General features: G+C 38.4%; 17 protein-coding genes. 8 read left to right on the top strand and 9 right to left on the bottom strand.

Going from position 1 to position 16,276, the window contains the following annotated elements; translation table 11 throughout:
- The first annotated feature begins 347 nt into the window (after positions 1 to 347).
- Genes GKZ87_00840 through GKZ87_00825 form a run of 4 tightly spaced genes read left to right on the top strand, consistent with a single transcriptional unit; the run spans position 348 to position 3,925 of the window.
- Positions 348 to 893, top strand: a complete 546-nt coding sequence (locus GKZ87_00840) for a sigma-70 family RNA polymerase sigma factor (GenBank protein ID QSI24145.1) — start codon at positions 348 to 350, stop codon at positions 891 to 893.
- Entirely contained in the window at positions 886 to 1,602 is a 717-nt protein-coding gene (locus tag GKZ87_00835) for a hypothetical protein (GenBank protein QSI24144.1), read from the top strand. The genes GKZ87_00840 and GKZ87_00835 overlap by 8 nt, the downstream gene beginning before the upstream one ends.
- Positions 1,587 to 2,459 (top strand): ATP-binding cassette domain-containing protein, encoded by an 873-nt coding sequence (locus tag GKZ87_00830; protein ID QSI24143.1) that lies wholly within the window; start codon positions 1,587 to 1,589, stop codon positions 2,457 to 2,459. Before GKZ87_00835 ends, GKZ87_00830 begins: the two co-directional genes overlap by 16 nt.
- Positions 2,456 to 3,925, top strand: a complete 1,470-nt coding sequence (locus tag GKZ87_00825) for an ABC transporter permease (protein ID QSI24142.1) — start codon at positions 2,456 to 2,458, stop codon at positions 3,923 to 3,925. Before GKZ87_00830 ends, GKZ87_00825 begins: the two co-directional genes overlap by 4 nt.
- A 917-nt stretch (positions 3,926 to 4,842) precedes the next feature.
- Here GKZ87_00825 and GKZ87_00820 read toward each other — a convergent pair.
- Genes GKZ87_00820 through GKZ87_00805 form a run of 4 tightly spaced genes read right to left on the bottom strand, consistent with a single transcriptional unit; the run spans position 4,843 to position 8,173 of the window.
- Positions 4,843 to 6,267 carry a family 1 glycosylhydrolase gene (locus GKZ87_00820; GenBank protein QSI24141.1) on the bottom strand — a complete coding sequence of 475 codons (1,425 nt, stop codon included), beginning with the start codon at positions 6,265 to 6,267 and terminating at the stop codon, positions 4,843 to 4,845.
- On the bottom strand, positions 6,267 to 6,614 hold the full coding sequence (locus GKZ87_00815) for a PTS lactose/cellobiose transporter subunit IIA (GenBank protein ID QSI24140.1): 348 nt from the start codon (positions 6,612 to 6,614) through the stop codon (positions 6,267 to 6,269). Before GKZ87_00815 ends, GKZ87_00820 begins: the two co-directional genes overlap by 1 nt.
- Entirely contained in the window at positions 6,607 to 7,848 is a 1,242-nt protein-coding gene (locus GKZ87_00810) for a PTS sugar transporter subunit IIC (GenBank protein QSI24139.1), read from the bottom strand. The genes GKZ87_00815 and GKZ87_00810 overlap by 8 nt, the downstream gene beginning before the upstream one ends.
- A gap of 4 nt (positions 7,849 to 7,852) precedes the next feature.
- Positions 7,853 to 8,173 carry a PTS sugar transporter subunit IIB gene (locus GKZ87_00805; protein QSI24138.1) on the bottom strand — a complete coding sequence of 107 codons (321 nt, stop codon included), beginning with the start codon at positions 8,171 to 8,173 and terminating at the stop codon, positions 7,853 to 7,855.
- 190 nt (positions 8,174 to 8,363) lie between these two features.
- Between GKZ87_00805 and GKZ87_00800 the strand changes: the two genes are divergently transcribed.
- Positions 8,364 to 10,247 (top strand): PRD domain-containing protein, encoded by a 1,884-nt coding sequence (locus GKZ87_00800; GenBank protein QSI24137.1) that lies wholly within the window; start codon positions 8,364 to 8,366, stop codon positions 10,245 to 10,247.
- Between the two features lie 144 nt (positions 10,248 to 10,391).
- Here GKZ87_00800 and deoC read toward each other — a convergent pair whose 3' ends face one another.
- The 4 genes from deoC to GKZ87_00780 all read right to left on the bottom strand — a co-directional run bounded on the left by deoC (position 10,392) and on the right by GKZ87_00780 (position 13,289).
- The gene (gene deoC / locus GKZ87_00795; GenBank protein QSI24136.1) at positions 10,392 to 11,123 is read right to left on the bottom strand and encodes a deoxyribose-phosphate aldolase; all 732 of its coding nucleotides are present in this window, start codon (positions 11,121 to 11,123) and stop codon (positions 10,392 to 10,394) included.
- A gap of 385 nt (positions 11,124 to 11,508) precedes the next feature.
- A complete protein-coding gene (locus GKZ87_00790; GenBank protein QSI24135.1) occupies positions 11,509 to 12,048 on the bottom strand; it encodes a rubrerythrin family protein in 540 nt (179 codons plus the stop codon).
- Between the two features lie 36 nt (positions 12,049 to 12,084).
- Positions 12,085 to 12,492 (bottom strand): transcriptional repressor, encoded by a 408-nt coding sequence (locus GKZ87_00785; GenBank protein QSI24134.1) that lies wholly within the window; start codon positions 12,490 to 12,492, stop codon positions 12,085 to 12,087.
- Between the two features lie 311 nt (positions 12,493 to 12,803).
- Positions 12,804 to 13,289, bottom strand: coding sequence for a 2-C-methyl-D-erythritol 2,4-cyclodiphosphate synthase (locus GKZ87_00780; GenBank protein ID QSI24133.1), 486 nt, complete (start codon positions 13,287 to 13,289; stop codon positions 12,804 to 12,806).
- A 382-nt stretch (positions 13,290 to 13,671) separates the two neighbouring features.
- Between GKZ87_00780 and GKZ87_00775 the strand changes: the two genes are divergently transcribed.
- Positions 13,672 to 14,433 (top strand): Fe3+-citrate ABC transporter substrate-binding protein, encoded by a 762-nt coding sequence (locus tag GKZ87_00775; protein ID QSI24132.1) that lies wholly within the window; start codon positions 13,672 to 13,674, stop codon positions 14,431 to 14,433.
- Here the strand turns inward: GKZ87_00775 and GKZ87_00770 are convergent.
- Positions 14,402 to 14,557 carry a hypothetical protein gene (locus GKZ87_00770; GenBank protein QSI24131.1) on the bottom strand — a complete coding sequence of 52 codons (156 nt, stop codon included), beginning with the start codon at positions 14,555 to 14,557 and terminating at the stop codon, positions 14,402 to 14,404. The two genes, GKZ87_00775 and GKZ87_00770, sit on opposite strands and share 32 nt — an antisense overlap.
- Here GKZ87_00770 and GKZ87_00765 point away from each other — a divergent pair.
- Both GKZ87_00765 and GKZ87_00760 read left to right on the top strand, forming a co-directional pair.
- The gene (locus GKZ87_00765; GenBank protein ID QSI24130.1) at positions 14,545 to 15,396 is read left to right on the top strand and encodes a hypothetical protein; all 852 of its coding nucleotides are present in this window, start codon (positions 14,545 to 14,547) and stop codon (positions 15,394 to 15,396) included. The genes GKZ87_00770 and GKZ87_00765 overlap by 13 nt on opposite strands.
- Before the next feature lie 182 nt (positions 15,397 to 15,578).
- Positions 15,579 to 16,142, top strand: coding sequence for a hypothetical protein (locus GKZ87_00760; protein ID QSI24129.1), 564 nt, complete (start codon positions 15,579 to 15,581; stop codon positions 16,140 to 16,142).
- Positions 16,143 to 16,276: the final 134 nt, after the last annotated feature.

The raw sequence follows: 16,276 nt of genomic DNA, 5'->3' as shown, positions 1-16,276 counted from the left end.
GTAAATTTTGGTAAATGTTAAAAAAAAGTTGATTTTACATTTAAAATAGGTTATATTAACTATGTTAGTGTTATCAGCTGGCTTACTCTTTCTTCCCCCACCCATATAGGTAAGTCAGTATATCTTCCCCCAGATCGATAACACTAACACTTTTTTTATATTTTGAACAAGTTTTGTCGGAATCTATTTCATTATAAATACAAAATGAAAAGACTTATTTCATTCCTATCAGAGAGACAGGAATGTGAACAAGTCTTTTTTTCATGCTTGAAAAGATATATGTTAAAATGAAGAAAAAAGAAAACCTTTTATTCAATGAAATCGTTAAGTAAGTGAGGAGGAGGCATATGAGAGAACAGCAGATCATTCACAAAATAAAAAAAGGCGATCAGCAGGCACTGAATACATTTATCCGTGATCTCTACCCTCCGGTCTACTCCTTCACCTATCGTAAAATGCAGGGGGATGATACTGCGAAGGATATCACACAGGAGGTATTTGTCCGCTTCATCCGTCAGCTTCCTATGTACCATGCACAGGGAAAGACACTGCACTATCTGTATCGCATCGCAAGCAATCTCTGTCACGACTACCATAGAAAAATGAATCGTGAACAGCATACGGATATTGATACACAATCCGATGGTATAGCAACAAGCTGCAATGTACATGAGGCCATACTCAATCAGATTCGAAATGAAGAACTGATGCTGTACATAGGGGAGTTATCCGATGCACAACAGGATGTAATTCTGCTGAAATATTTCCATCAGATGACATTTAAAGAGATTGCTGAAAGCTTCTCCATCCCAATTTCTACAGTAAAAACAAGACATACCGCAGCATTAAAAAAATTATCCACATTATGGAAGGAAGGTGATTATCATGAATAAAAATCATATCTCAATAGATGAAGCACACCTGGAACAAACGATTTTTCTTTGTCAAAAGGAACAGGAACAAAACATACGGCAAACCAATCCCTCACTTATGCAGTTGATTCTTCGCTTTATGTGGCTGGACTTTCGCTTCTATATGCTGCTGTCCATTCTGGGACTGATGATTTCCCTGTTCCTTATACAGCTGGATACGGCGAATGCTCTGATCTATACGACCATTTACTTCTTCACACTGGGGATTACCGCTCTTTATGAATACTATAAAAACAGACATTATCAGATGTATGAAATTGTCAGTCCAGTATACCTGAATCCCTGCCGCTCCTTTATGATCCGTACTGCTGCAATCGCTTTAAATGCTTTGTGCATGTCCATCCTTCTTCTGCCGGTTTTCATATGGAATACCTCCATACCAGCTGCGGAATTCATTGTCACAAGTATTATTCCTCTTTATATTATGCAGATCATCTTCACCCGCCTGCTGCATAAAATCAAAGGCTATGTGTCTGCAGTTGTTCTGTACGCACTTTTTTACGGAGTATATCTTTTACTATATTTACAATTTCTACGCGCCATGATAACCAGTTCCATCGTATTGCTATCCATACTGCTTGTATCCGGAATCTATCTTATCAATATGTGGCGGTTAAACATGGAGCTGACAGACACAGAAAGGAGACAGCAAAAATGGAGCTGCTTATAGAACATATCAATAAATCTTTTAAGAAGCATCAGGTTCTGCATGATGTTAATCTGACGCTTGAAAAAGGCGTACATGGCCTGCTCGGTGCAAATGGAAGCGGAAAAACCACACTGATGAGAATCCTGTGCGGACTGCTTCCTAAAGATGAAGGAAGCATCAGCTATAATGAAATCGATGCGATGCAACAGTATGATGTCTATGCGTCAAAGATCGGTTATATGCCGCAGCATTTTGGTTTTTATCCACATTATACCGTGTACGAATTTCTGGAATATATGAGCATCCTGAAAAATCAGTCTAGGGAATACGGCAGAAAAAGGATTGATGAGCTGCTGCATACGCTGAATCTTGAGGATAAGCGAAAAACCAAAATGAAGCACCTATCCGGTGGTATGCTGAGAAGAGTGGGGATTGCGCAGGCGTTATTAAACAAGCCGAAAATCCTAATTCTGGATGAGCCAACTGCAGGCTTAGACCCTAAGGAGCGCATTATTTTTCGAAACCTTATCGCATCACTTTCACAGGATTGTATTGTACTGCTGTCTACGCATATCGTAAGTGATATAGAAACGATAGCCGATGATATTATCGTGATGAAGGAAGGAAAAATTCTCCTGCATGATACACCTCAGGAGCTGTTGCAAACCATGCTTAATAAGGTTTGGCAGGTTTCTCTTCCTAAAAAAGAGGCATTGGCTTTGATAAATTCATTTATCATTGTAAAGAGTCACAATATTGGAGATTGTATTGAATTGCGGATTGTCGCAGATACGAGTCCGCATCCAAAGGCAATAAACCTGTCCCCTGATCTGGATGATCTGTATTTATACTATTTTCAGGAGGGTGATGCTGTATGATAAGACTGATACGAACAGAGTTCAAAAAAATATTCAAAAGTAAAATAAACATTATACTATTACTCATTTTGGTATTGTTTAACGGCTATAGGACGTTCCAGGTGTATCATCATAATCCGGATTATCGTCCTGATATTGGCATGAGAGATGTACAGGGAATGGAAAGAACAGGGCTTTCCTATTGGCAGCTGGCTGATCAGATTCAGCATTCCTATGCCGGAATTTTATGTGAGGATACCATCAAACGAATGGATAAAGATTTTACTGCTATCATAGATAAATTCCCCGGGGATCAGCTGGATGAAGCGAAAATGAAAAAAATGTACGGTGATAATTATAAAATTTTGCTAAAAAATGCACGGAACGGGAAATATACTGACAAAGAAGTTCGCGAATTATTCGATACCTATATAACTATCAGCGGCGGTTATTCGTATGAGGAAATTGAAGGAAGCGATAAGATACGCGTTCATTTGCAGGATTATACAAAATACGCTGATGTTCGTCATTTATATAGCAGTATCTATGGATATTATGAGGAGGAAGAGGATAAGGGAGCTGCCAGTACTTATAGGAATTATCGCTTTCAGGAAATGAAGGATTGGCTGCATGCTGATCAGTTGAGTGATAAAGAGCTTTCCTTCATTATCGCAAAGGATGATGTAATAGAAGGCAGCTATGAGCCTACGATGAATACTTTTATTCATAACTACAAAACAGCAGCATATAATATCGACAGTAATATTCCAAATACTTTATTTGTCCAAGCACTGTATGATCTGGAATTTGCCTCCCTGCTGATTCTTGTAATTGTACTGGCAAATACTTTTGCTATGGAGAAGCATTATCAGACATATCAGATTATGATTCCCACAGCGGCTGGAAACAAGAGAATAACAACTGCAAAGATCAGTGCCGGAATCCTGCTTGCACTTGGCATTGTACTGATACAGTTCCTTCTTGTTTTTATAATGGCTTGTATATTTCTGCCGTTAAGAAGTCTGCAGTTAACCTATTACTCGCAGTCAATGGCAGCGCTGAACAATGTTATCGAGTATGTTTTTACGTATAAGACGTTGATAATCAATGCAATGCTGCTGATCATTACAGCGACAGTCGCAACAGCATGCATAACATTGTTTGCTTCCTATGCTACCAAAAACCGGTTTGCAACGGTTATCCCATTGTTGCTGATTACACTGATTACAGGCTTTACCGGTTTCTTTAATCAATTATTTCCTGGACTGGTAATTGATCAGTTTTTCCCTTCACAAATGATTCATTTCACACAGTTTTTCAGAATTCCTCTGCATACGGATACAGGAGAGATACTTCCGTATTTCAGTTTTTTCGGTACACCCTTTGCTTGGAAAAATGTTATTATTCTGTTTTGGATAGTTACGGTTATTGTACTATCCATATGTATGATATTGCATTCACGCAGGCATGTGAAAAACTGCTGCTGATAAAATATAACTGTATATAAAATTGCACTCATATAGGAAATATATTAAGTTTTGTTTATTTCATATATATGATGACATTTTATTCATTATATCAGCCGTTGGATAAGCAAGGTAAAACGTAAGATAATACGCAAGTTATATATAGCATGAATAAAGGAAGTGAAACAATTAGATAACTATATGCCGCTATTTCATATTATAAATGCCCTGCTAAGCAAAGTCTCATCTATATATAAAAATAGGTGAAAGCAACTATAGGGTGTCATGAAAATGACGGTATCTGTCAGAAGATACCTTCCTCTTTGCTTACGAAAAACAGCATTATCATTATTTACATTTGGTTTCCTTCATATATACGAACCTCATCATGAAATAATATCCACCGTGATGAGGTTTTAACGATTTCCTTTTTTAAACCTGATAATCATCCAGCAAATACTTTTTTGCTTCTTCACACAAACATTATAATTCTTTTTTCCATATGTCTGCCAATGCTTTAAACAACGGATTTTCATCCTGTTCACTGCGGAACTCATCAATCGCCGTTAAGGGAAGATCAATATGCGGATAAATTAGCTTCTACCACCAGATATATTCGGCAGCCGTAAATCGTATGAGGTTGTTCGCTTTATCAAGGAACCTATACTGAAACAGCAACAAATATAAAGAACATATAGCTTTTCCACACTTTATGGAAGAAGTAAAAGAACAAAAAAGAAGAAGTGACTTTCCTTTGCTTGAAAGATTTCATTCTTCTTTTCTTTATTACTGATATCTTAATTATCCATTATTGAGTAAGAAACGATATGTATCTCTCATTCCTTTTACGATATACATTTTAATTTCTGCATTTTATTCATATCTATTTTTTGTATGCTCAGATTGCACACACAATTGTCTCATAAAATGCACACTCCTTATAAATTTTCCCCATTTGATTTGATTACCTGGCTGTACCAGTAGTAGGAATCCTTCGGTATGCATCTGCCGCTTCCATTACCTTCATTGTCAATATCGACATAGATTAACCCGTAGCGTTTTTCCATTTCACAGCTGTTTCCACTGACAATATCAAACGGCGACCACATGGTATATGCAAAGATATCTGTACCTTCCTCTATCAGGTTTTTTAATTCCGCAATATGACGCTTTTGATAATCAATACGATATATATCATGTATACAGCCATCACGATCAGGAGCTTCTTCTACTCCAACACCATTTTCCGCAATCATCATCGGCACTCCGTAGCGATCCCAATACTGCGCCATGGTAGTATAGAGTCCAGTCGGATCAATCGTCCATCCCCATTCTGTAGCTTTTGTATACGGATTGCTGCAGCGATTTCCTTCTTCATCAACGCAATGGCTATAATAATAGGCAACAGCCAGAAAATCCATTGTATACGCTTTAATAAGCTCCTCATCCCCAGCTTCCATATGAATGGTAATTCCATTCCTTTTAAACCAAGTCTTCGCATATCCCGGATATCCCCCACGCAGCTGCACATCTGCAAAGAAGAAATCCTTCATACGGTTTTTTTCAATGGCTATTTTCACATTTTGCGGGTCACACGTTTTTGCATAAGTCAATTGATCCGCCAGCATCATTCCTATTTGTAGAGCTGGGTCAATAGCCCTCGCCGCTTGAACAATTTTAGCACTTGCTACAAATTCATTATGTACCGCCTGATATTTTGCGGCTGTAAAATCCTCATATTCATCCATTACCATTCCAAGGGAGCTAAAGGACTCACCGAAAATCAGATTTATCTGATTGATTACAATCCAGTATTTCACCTTATCTTTATAACGTTTCAGACAGGTAGCGGCAAAGCGGGTATATAAATCAATCGTCTGTCTGCCATACCAGCCCTGATACTTGTTCACAACCGTCAAAGGCATATCATAATGTGTCAATGTAACGATTGGTTCAATCCCCTGTCTGTGTAACTCATCAAAAACATCATCATAATACTGCAGACCTGCTTCATTAGGCACTGTATCATCCGCATTCGGAAATATTCTAGCCCAGCTGATACTCATGCGAAAGGCTTTAAAACCACATTCCTTCATCAAAGCAATATACTCCTTATACCGATGATAGAAATCAACCGCGTTATGCTTTGGATAATAGTTCTGCTTCTGCTCAGCCTGCACATCCGCAATCCGCTTCTCCAATACATCTCTTGTATAATTGATATTGCCTCCGCCTTTTGCTTTTTTATAACAGATTTGAATATCCGCAACATTTAATCCTTTTCCATCCTCAAGATAAGCACCTTCCATCTGTACAGCAGCACTCGCTCCACCCCAGAGAAAGTTTTCAGGAAATACACCCATCAATTTTCCTCCTTTCTCACAAACATATTTGCAAAGCAGCGAAAGGTATCAACCAGGGAATCACATAGTTCTATTTCACTGTTAATCGTCATCAGTGTGTCCTGTGCATGATTAAACAGCATGCAGTATTCATACTGTACCCCCCGTGCTTCTGCCTGGATAATTGCAGTCTGAGCAGAGTGAGCCTGTGTGATTTCTTTTTTTGCTTCCTGCAGACACGTATCTGCCTCCTCAAATTGCAAAGCCTGTACATGCTTTAATGCCTTTTTAGCATGCAGTCGTGCATCTCCGGCATGTGTCAGAATACCCATAGCAGTCATAATCAGTTCGTTATTATCATCAGTCATTTGCTTCCATCTCCATTTCTTCCTTTACCATTTTATTTTCATGTGCCTTAAAGAACGGCCACCAGATTAGCCATGACAGCAGGAACATACCGACAACCAGAATAACTGCACGGAAATCTCCATGAGTTGCCAGGAATGAACATATTGGCATAGGAAGCTGATTAACATTCATAACTGCATGTGGAATTGTAACAAGTCCGCTGGAAAAAGCAAACCATGCAATTGTTGGCAACACGAGGGCATTGATCCACATAGGAATCATTAGAATTGGATTTAATGCAATCGGTGCGCCATAAACCAGGGGTTCATTGATATTAAACAGCGAAGGAATCATAGCAATCTGACCAAATTTTTTGATCCTCTTACTACGTGAGCGAAGCATCATGATATTTAATGCCAGTGTCATTCCCATTCCACCTATGAATATAACGGAGAAAGTCACATTGGATGTATAAATATTTGTCGGCTGCAGTCCCTGTTCAAAGGCTGCGGCATTTGCGGTGATACCTGCAAGTCCAATCGGACTGGTGATTGGATTCATAAACCAGCTGTTAATTCCGAAGGAATAGAAGAATACAGGTATAAAAATACAAAGCATAAACCCTGGATATGTCTGTCCAATACTAATCAATGGTGAGAAAAGATCGGTAATAAGTGCAAATAAATCAATATTACACCAATAAATAAGAATTGTTGTCAACACTAGTACAACGATTCCAGGAATTACCTGATTCAGCCAGCGAATGAGAAAATCCGGAAGAGATACAGAATCTTCGAACAGATGCAGCTTGAAATACAGGTTGCTGATAACAATGGTTACAATACCGGAAAAGAATGCAGATATCATACCAGAGCCCCCAAACCTTCCAAAAGCGACCTGAAACTGAAAATCAACGATAGTTGGCTTTATAACCATAAAAAACATCATCAGGGCTATTAACCCGGTTGAAACACCATATTCTTTAAACCCGTATTCCTTGGCTCCATGATAACCGACAAGAAATACAAGCGTCAAAGACATGATGCCAAAGCTGAAATTGTAAACCGGTGAAAGATCAGGCAGAAATGAGATATAGCCTGCTAGAAGGTTGTATATGGATATAATACTACCCAGCAGCAGAATCGGCACATTGGCCATCAATGCTCCGGAGAGTGTACGAATGATTTTCTTGTCCATAGCCTTCGCAACCTTCGGTGCGAAGCTGGAACCCAACCAGTTAATAAATGTGTTCATGTTTCTATTCCTTTCCCTTTAATGTTTCCATACATAAGGCAAGCAATCCCTTACCGTCTAAACCTGCATACATATCTTTTGGAATGATAAGAACCGGAATCTCGTACGGATCACACATCGCCTTTAAATCATCAAACGCATAGGACAGATGTGGGCCTATCAACAATATATCTGTCTTTGGAAGATCATCTGCAATATTGTTCTGGCTTTTGGCTTCCACCTTTGCTATAATCCCCTGTTTTTTTGCTGCTCCACGCATCTGCTGTGCAAGGAAGCCGCTGGACATCCCTGCTCCGCAGCATAATAATATAGTTAGCTTTTCCATGTTTTCTACCTCCTAATGGTACTGGAACTGTTCCACGCCTATATTATCTCCGGTATATATGATTTCCTCAACCTGTAATCTTTCATCACAGGAGTGAAAAATTTAATATTTTCCTCCCTGCAGTGAAAAAGATTCATTTTGAATTGATTACATATTGCATTATAATAAGAGAGAAGAGAGGGATAGTGCTATGAAAAAGAAACATGAAGAGCTTGTTCAAATACTCAGACAGCAGAAACAGCCGATTTCTTCTACCAGGCTTGCTAAGCTGCTTCAGGTTACTCCGCGTTCTGTGAAAAACTATATAGCTGCCATACAGGAAGAATTACCCGGACTGATTGCTTCCAGTAACAAGGGATACCAAATCCATGCAGATATAGCTGTACAGGGCGAAAACAGTGATATTCCTCAGACGTATCAGGAACGAAGCTCCTACATCATACGGCAGTTTTTCATCGGTCATGTAGAGACAATAGACCTCTATGATCTCTGTGATGAGCTGTTTCTCAGCTATTCCTCGATTAAAGGATTGTTAAATCGTATGAATAAAGAATATCAGCATACCGGTATCACTTTTCGATGCCGTAATGATAGGGTATATGCTGATGGTGAAGAACGAAATAAAAGAAAATTTCTGACAGATATCATATATCAGGAATCCAGTGAGCGCTTTGTGGACTTACAGGTTTTAAAGGAAATATTTCCAAATCTGAATATTCAGAGGATTCATGATATCCTACATGAAAATTTCAAAAAGCACAGCTGTTATATAAACGATTTTGGCTATACAAACCTGACCCTGCATCTTGCCATACTGCTTGACCGTCTGCTTTGTGGAAATACAATTCTGCATACGGAAGAACAGCAGCCAATATTTTCAAATATTTCATTATCAGTCATAGAAAATCTTGAAAAAAGCTTTCATGTGACCCTGCTTGCTGGAGAGCGCTGTGATATACATAATTTGATTAGCACCAGTATCAATCTATGTCATGCAGAAAACCGACAGGACCTGATTGATATTGTTGGTCAGAATATCTATGAAATCACACAGACCGTCATCACCTCCATAAACAGGCAATATGGTTTAACACTGGATAAGGATACACTGCTGTATCCTCTTGCCCTGCATTTTAAAAATCTGTTTGCCCGTTGCGAAAAAAACACAACACTTAGAAACCCATTACTGGAAAGCATACAATCATCCTGTCCCATGCTCTTTGACTGTGCCATTTATGTGGCTAATTATCTGGAAGCTTCCTGCAATCTGCATATCACTTCGGATGAAACTGCTTATTTAGCAATGCATATCGGAGCGGATATTGAGCGGCAGAGCAGTGAAAGCGGAAAGCTGAAATGTATACTGCTGTGTCCAGACTATCAAAACAGCAGGCAGGAGCTGTGTAATTATCTGCTTATTCATTTTGATACGGAAATTTGTATACAGGCCTCCTGCTCCTATGAATCACAAATACCTGATATTCCGATAGATTTATTGTTTACCACCATACCTGTGCAAAAAAAATATAAACATATCATAATGATTCCACCTTTAAAAAAGGCGCTGGATTTGAAACAGATTTTTGAAAAAATACAGGATGTTACGGATCAAAAAAAGCTGCATATTCTTTCTGATAATTTTTCTGTTTTTTTTAATGAATCACTATTTCTACTGCATACAGATGACCACATGAGGAAAGAAAATGTAATTCGCAGTCTGCATAATAAGCTGTATGAACAGGGCTACACTTCACCTTTATTTTATGAGGATGTTATGAAACGCGAGGAAGCTGCTTCTACTGCATTTGGCAAAATCGCTGTTCCTCATTCCATGAAAATGGATGCAAAAAAGACAGGAATTGCACTCGCGTTATCCAGACAGGGTATTGAATGGGATAAACAATTTGTACACGTTGTCCTACTGATTGCCATCCATGAACGGGATTCACATCTGTTTCGCAAGCTGTACGAAGCGCTTATACTTTTATTTTCACAGGAATCCATACTTGAACAAATAAGTCACTGTACAACCTTTACCGAATTTAAGCATCTACTGCTTACCTATACCAAATAAAACAGACAGTAGTTACAGTAGAACTAATATAGAAAACGATAAATACTAGCGGTATACTGTTTCCTAATCACGAAAAAAGAGGTAATTCAGATGATTTACCTCTTTTCATATTATTCTATGCTTTAATAAATTTATTGGATTATTTTAATAGTTATCTGTTACAACCTTTTTATCAAGTCCAAGAACTACCGGAACAGATTTATATCCTACACCCATGCGATCGATTCCCATATCGATCAACTGCAGGAAATGCTCTCTTGTACGGATACATCCGCTTCCCTTTACCTTACATTTTCCGTCAACCTCTTCCATCATAACCTTAATGATTTCCGGAGTTGCACCATGTGCTTCAAAGCCGGTTAAGAAGCCTGTACTTGTCTTCACGAAATCTGCTCCTGCCTCAATACAGCACTTGCATGCCTTGCGTACCTGCTCCTCATTTAATGCATCAGTTTCAAAAATAACCTTAATTTCTCTACCATATTTATGAGCAGCATCGGCACATGCCTTCAAATCCTTTGTGACTTCATCATATTTACCGGAACGAATCAGACCAAAGTTGGCAACAATATCCACTTCCTTTACACTATCATATTTTGCGACAATTTCAATCTGTTTTACTTTAGACTCTGTTGAGCTTGTTCCGAATGGAAAATCACATACTGGACAAAGCATTGTATCACTGCCTTTAACATAAGGTTCACAGAGATCCATGTAGCCTGGATTGATACAGATGGTAGCGCAGCCCAGCTCTACACCATCCTTCGTAAGAGCAATAATATCTTCTTCTGTAAATTCAGGTTTTAATACTGAGTAGTCGATATACTGTGCCAGTTCCTTTGTCGTCATTTCACTTGCTTTTTTCGTTGGTTTCATTTTGTCACCTACAACACCATAGTGCCCTTTCTTACAAACCTATTATAAATCCACATTCAAACAAAATCAAGCATTTTCATTCTATAAATCATATTTTTCTAAACAATATGCTCGTTTTTGCTCATTTATATATATATATATATATAATAATTCTCATTCCTATATTTTATGTAAATTCCAGTATGAAGCTTATATTTTTTCTTTTGTTAATAAAGCAGTGTCTGTGAACAGAAAAATGTAACCTTTTATTTGATATTTAGAAAGATCATATCACAAACAAGATACCTCCCCTCCTACATCTTATTTGAAGATAAAACCAGAAATCATATAATCTCGATATATAAAAAAACACGACATTTGCCGTGCTTTTTCACTTACCTTATTCTTAGTAGTTTTTTGCTTCTTCTGCGAAATGTGCTCCTGAATATCCGCATACAGGACATGCCTTAGGTGCAGCAGTTCCTTCATGACGGTATCCACAGATATCGCAAACCCATACAGTTGCTTCGTCTTTCTCAAATACTTTACCGTTCTTAACGTTATCCAGTAATTTCAGGTAACGCTCTTCGTGATGCTTCTCGATTTTAGCAACCTGCTCCATCTGGAAAGCGATTTTAGCAAAGCCTTCCTCTTTCGCAGTTTCTGCAAATCCCTTATACATGTCAGTCCACTCATAGTTTTCACCAGCAGCTGCATCCTCCAAGTTTACTGCAGTTGTAGGAACCTTATCCTCATGCAGAGCCTTGAACCACAGTTTAGCATGTTCCTGCTCGTTACGTGCAGTTTCTTCAAAGATATCCGCAATCTGCTCCATACCTTCCTCACGAGCCATCTGTGCATAATAGGTATATTTGTTACGTGCCTGAGATTCACCAGCGAATGCTGCCATCAAATTCTGTTCTGTCTTAGATCCTTTTAATTCCATGTTTTTTTCCTCCGTTTTAACTTTACATTGATCTGATCAGTGTTTCTGATCGATACCATTTTGCTTTTTCAAGCAATCTTCGCAGATACCCTCTGCCATTAAATTGTGTGTCTTGATTGGAAGTCCCGTCTGCTTTGACATTTCCTCGTTGAATGACTCAAGATAAGGAATATCCAAATCAAGGATGCGGTCGCACTTTATGCAGTGCAGGTGATAGTGCGGTTTACAAGTTTTATCGTACTGATAACCATCTATAGGATGCGCAATCTTTTTGACTTCATGCATCTCACAGAGAATATTCAGATTTCGATAAATCGTTGCCAGACTGATTTTCTGACCTCCGGCATTCATTTCCTGAAAGACCTGCTCCGGTGTGACATGACCCTCAATCTGCTTCATATAATTGAGTATCATATCGCGTTGTTTGGAAGACTTTCTTATCATGTCAACCTCCAATCTTAAGAACCATTCTTATTATATATCCAAATTTGTCATTCGTCAATAGGTTTAAGAATAAAATTAAAAATAATTCTTAGTTTATATAAAGGTTCATTTTCTGATATAGTCTTAACAAAAATTACAGCTATACCAGTTTGAAAACAGATAATAGCTTTATCCATACCTATATGCTCTTCCCTATAAAAACTTGTATAAAATTATTATGCATCTTCTGCTCAAAAAGAAAAAGGTCATAAGCTATGGCCTTCTTCTCTATCATATATAGGATATAAATCGTATATATGAAAATTAGTATATTATCCCCTGTCCTGCTTTTCCATAAGCAACACGATACACTGTGCCTGTACACCCTCCTCTCTGCCGACAAATCCCAGCTTCTCTCCACGCGTTGCTTTAATACTCACCTGCTCCATACTGCAATTCAATGCGGCTGCCACATTCTTTCTCATTGCCGGAATATGAGGTGCCATCTTTGGGCGTTCTATCATAATCATGGCATCCAGATTACCAATCAAGTAGCCCTTTTCATCCATTATCTTATAGACCTGCTTCAGCATCCACAAGGAATCCATATCCTTATATCGCGGATCTGTGTCTGGGAAATGACTTCCTAAATCGCCAAGTGCCAGCGCTCCGAGAATGCTCTCTGCAATCGCATGAAGCAATGCATCCGCATCCGAATGCCCGAGAAGTCCATATTCATGAGGAATCTGCACACCTCCCAGAATAAGGCTTCTGTCCTTAACCAGCTGATGTATATCTGTAGATTGTCCGATTCTCATTCAACCGCCTCCTTATCATATACTATAGTGTAGCGCAGTTTGATTCTGTACGCAATTATCATTTCCTGAAAGATTAGAGGTAACATGAACGAGTTCATCACATCATCTGATTTTCTTTACATAATACTGTGAACATATTGAAAACAGGACGATCTATATCAATACCCTTTCTTTTCCAATTACCTTACAATCTTTTCATTATCGCTCTGTTGTTCGTATATTATTAAACAGATAGCGCTAATTATTGGCAGTCTTATGAAACAATCTTTAAAAAGAAAGTTTGAATTTCTTACTTTTCTGTAATTTATCCAAAAATACTACAAAATAAAAGAACCTTATGGTATTATTAACTTATAATAAAAATAGTAAGGGAGAGAAACAAATGAAAAAATTAACCGCATTGGTATTAAGCTTTGGAATGCTGTTTTCCATGGCTGCATGCTCCGGATCCAAGGTAAATGATGATGCTTTGGATAAACTGGAAGCATCTGTTAAGAAGTTCAGTGAAGTAAAATCCGCTAATTACTCCGCAGATATGGATATGACAGTGGATAAGGAAAATGCAAAGATAAAGCTGTATGGAGATTTCATCACAGAAACAAAGAAGCCGCTGCAGCTTAGTATGACACTGGATATGGAAGCCAGTGGACAAAAGGTCGATAAATACATGCAGCTTCATGTCAAGGACGATACGATGTATATGAATATGATGGACATGATGAAGCAGAAAACATCTCTGAAGGATGCGATGGGTACTGCAAGTATTCCTAACATGAACTTTGATGCCGATACCTTTAAAATGAACAAGGAAGATATGAAGAAATACCTGAAGGAAGCATCTGTAAAGGGAAATGACCTGAAGCTTTCTTTCGATGTTGAAAAAATCAATGAAGAAGCTAAAAAGCAAACAGAGAAAAACAATGTCACGGATGCTAATGTAGAATTCAAGAAGCTGGATATGGATGTCACCTTAAATAATGACTTCATGGAAAAAGCTGTCATTACACTGGAAATGACAAATACAAAGGGAGAAACAAAGCAGGAATTAAACGGTACCGTTTCTCTGACGATAAAAGATATCAATAGAGTATCCAACATCGACTTCCCGAATTTTAAAGACTACACGGAAGGCAGCATACAATAACATAAACGGCCGTTGAACTCCTATGCTTCACGGCCTTTTCTAAATTGACACATAGGATATAAATATAGTGTGTTATATGCCGGTTCAGGCTAGATAGAAAGGGATGAGGAAATGAAAAAAGCACTGACTATGCTGATGTGCATGCTGATGGTATTTACACTGGCTGCATGCAGCAGCAAGAATAAAATCGATGAAGAAGCAATGAAGACCTATATCACAGCAACAGATAATTTGGCAAAGGTAAAATCCGCCGCCATTGACATGAAATTTCTGGTTGATGCGGATGAGCTGAATACCCATGCGAAAATAACGATGAATGGGAGCTTTAATGCAAAACAGAAGCTACAAATGGCGCTGCGGGTGGATGCTGCGGTTAATGGCATCGGCATGGAGGATTTAGCTACTATTTATATGAAGGACGATGTTGTATATGCCAATATCATGGATATGCAGAAAGAATATATGCCGCTGGATGATAAGATGCTGAGCAAGCTGAATCTGGATAAGGAGACAGGAAATTTAAAGACAAACGCTGAAAAGGCTTTTGAAGAAATGTCAATAGAGCGAAAAGATGGTAAAAAAATTATTACAGCTGTTTTAAACAAAAACAGTCTGAAATCCGCCAAGAGCTATGCAAACAAATCCATAAATGATGACACCTTCAATATCGGAGATGGTATTAAGGTTACTGATGTAAGTGAAGCTGCCTATATTATGACAGTAAATGAACAGAATCAATTAGAACGTCTGGAAATGAAAATCACTGCCGCCTATGTCATGGAGGATGCAGATGAAAATAAAAAAACAGCAGTAATGGATATAAATATGTCTTTGAACATCAACGATATCAATCAAGTAGATACCATTGATTTCCCATCCTTTAAGGGATATAAAAGGGCGAATCAGAGTAAAACTGGAGCGAAGGATCTGCTGGATGAATTTAGTGATGAAAATGCGGCCTGAGGATTGCATTTTTCAAGGATATCTGATATGATGTACAGGCTTATAAGGGAGTAGTTAGCTCACATTTGAGTAGTTAGGTCAACATAATGATTCATAGTGAATCTGGCTTAAGTATTAAATAACGAGACTTATGCGTGTGTTTTTCACGTATGAGTCTCTTTTTCATTCAGGAGGATAAGATAATGAGTTTATTTTCAATTTTCATGATTGGGATCGGGTTAAGCATGGATGCATTCGCAGTAAGTATCGCAAGGGGTATGACCATGAAGAAAGAGGAGCTTCTGCGTTATGCACTGATACTCGGGTTTTTCTTTGGCATCTTTCAGGCCGTGATGCCGCTGGTGGGCTGGTGGGCAGGCAGCTATTTTCAGGAAATCATCGCTTCCGTTGATCACTGGATTGCATTTGGCTTACTGGCGATTATTGGAGGGAATATGATACGGGAATCCTTTCACGGGGATGAGGAAGCCTGTGAAGATAAGTCTCTGACACTAAAGACCATTCTGATTCTGGCAATCGCGACAAGTATTGATGCACTTGCAGTGGGTATCAGCTTTGCTTTTTTACAGGTACATATCTGGACTGCAATTACGATTATTGGTCTTACCACCTTTGCTTTAAGCTTTGTAGCCGTTTATCTGGGAAACCGCCTGGGTGACCTTCTTGAAAAATATGCTGAAATTCTTGGCGGTATTATTTTAATACTGATTGGCATTAAAATCCTTCTGGAGCATCTATTTGGATAGAATTCAGGTTCTTACCCCGGGTTAGATATCAAGAGCTACAAAAAGTAAAAAAACAGGTTGTGCGATGTTTTGATTTATGAGCTTGTCTTGTAGATGCTGCCAATTCTGTTCCCAGTATAAACCGTTAAATACCT

The organism is Erysipelotrichaceae bacterium 66202529, assembly GCA_017161075.1.
In the GTDB taxonomy this organism is placed as follows: domain Bacteria; phylum Bacillota_I; class Bacilli_A; order Erysipelotrichales; family Erysipelotrichaceae; genus Clostridium_AQ.
The sequence above is the reverse complement of the archived record's forward strand: the minus strand, read 5'-3'. Positions and strand labels throughout refer to the sequence as shown.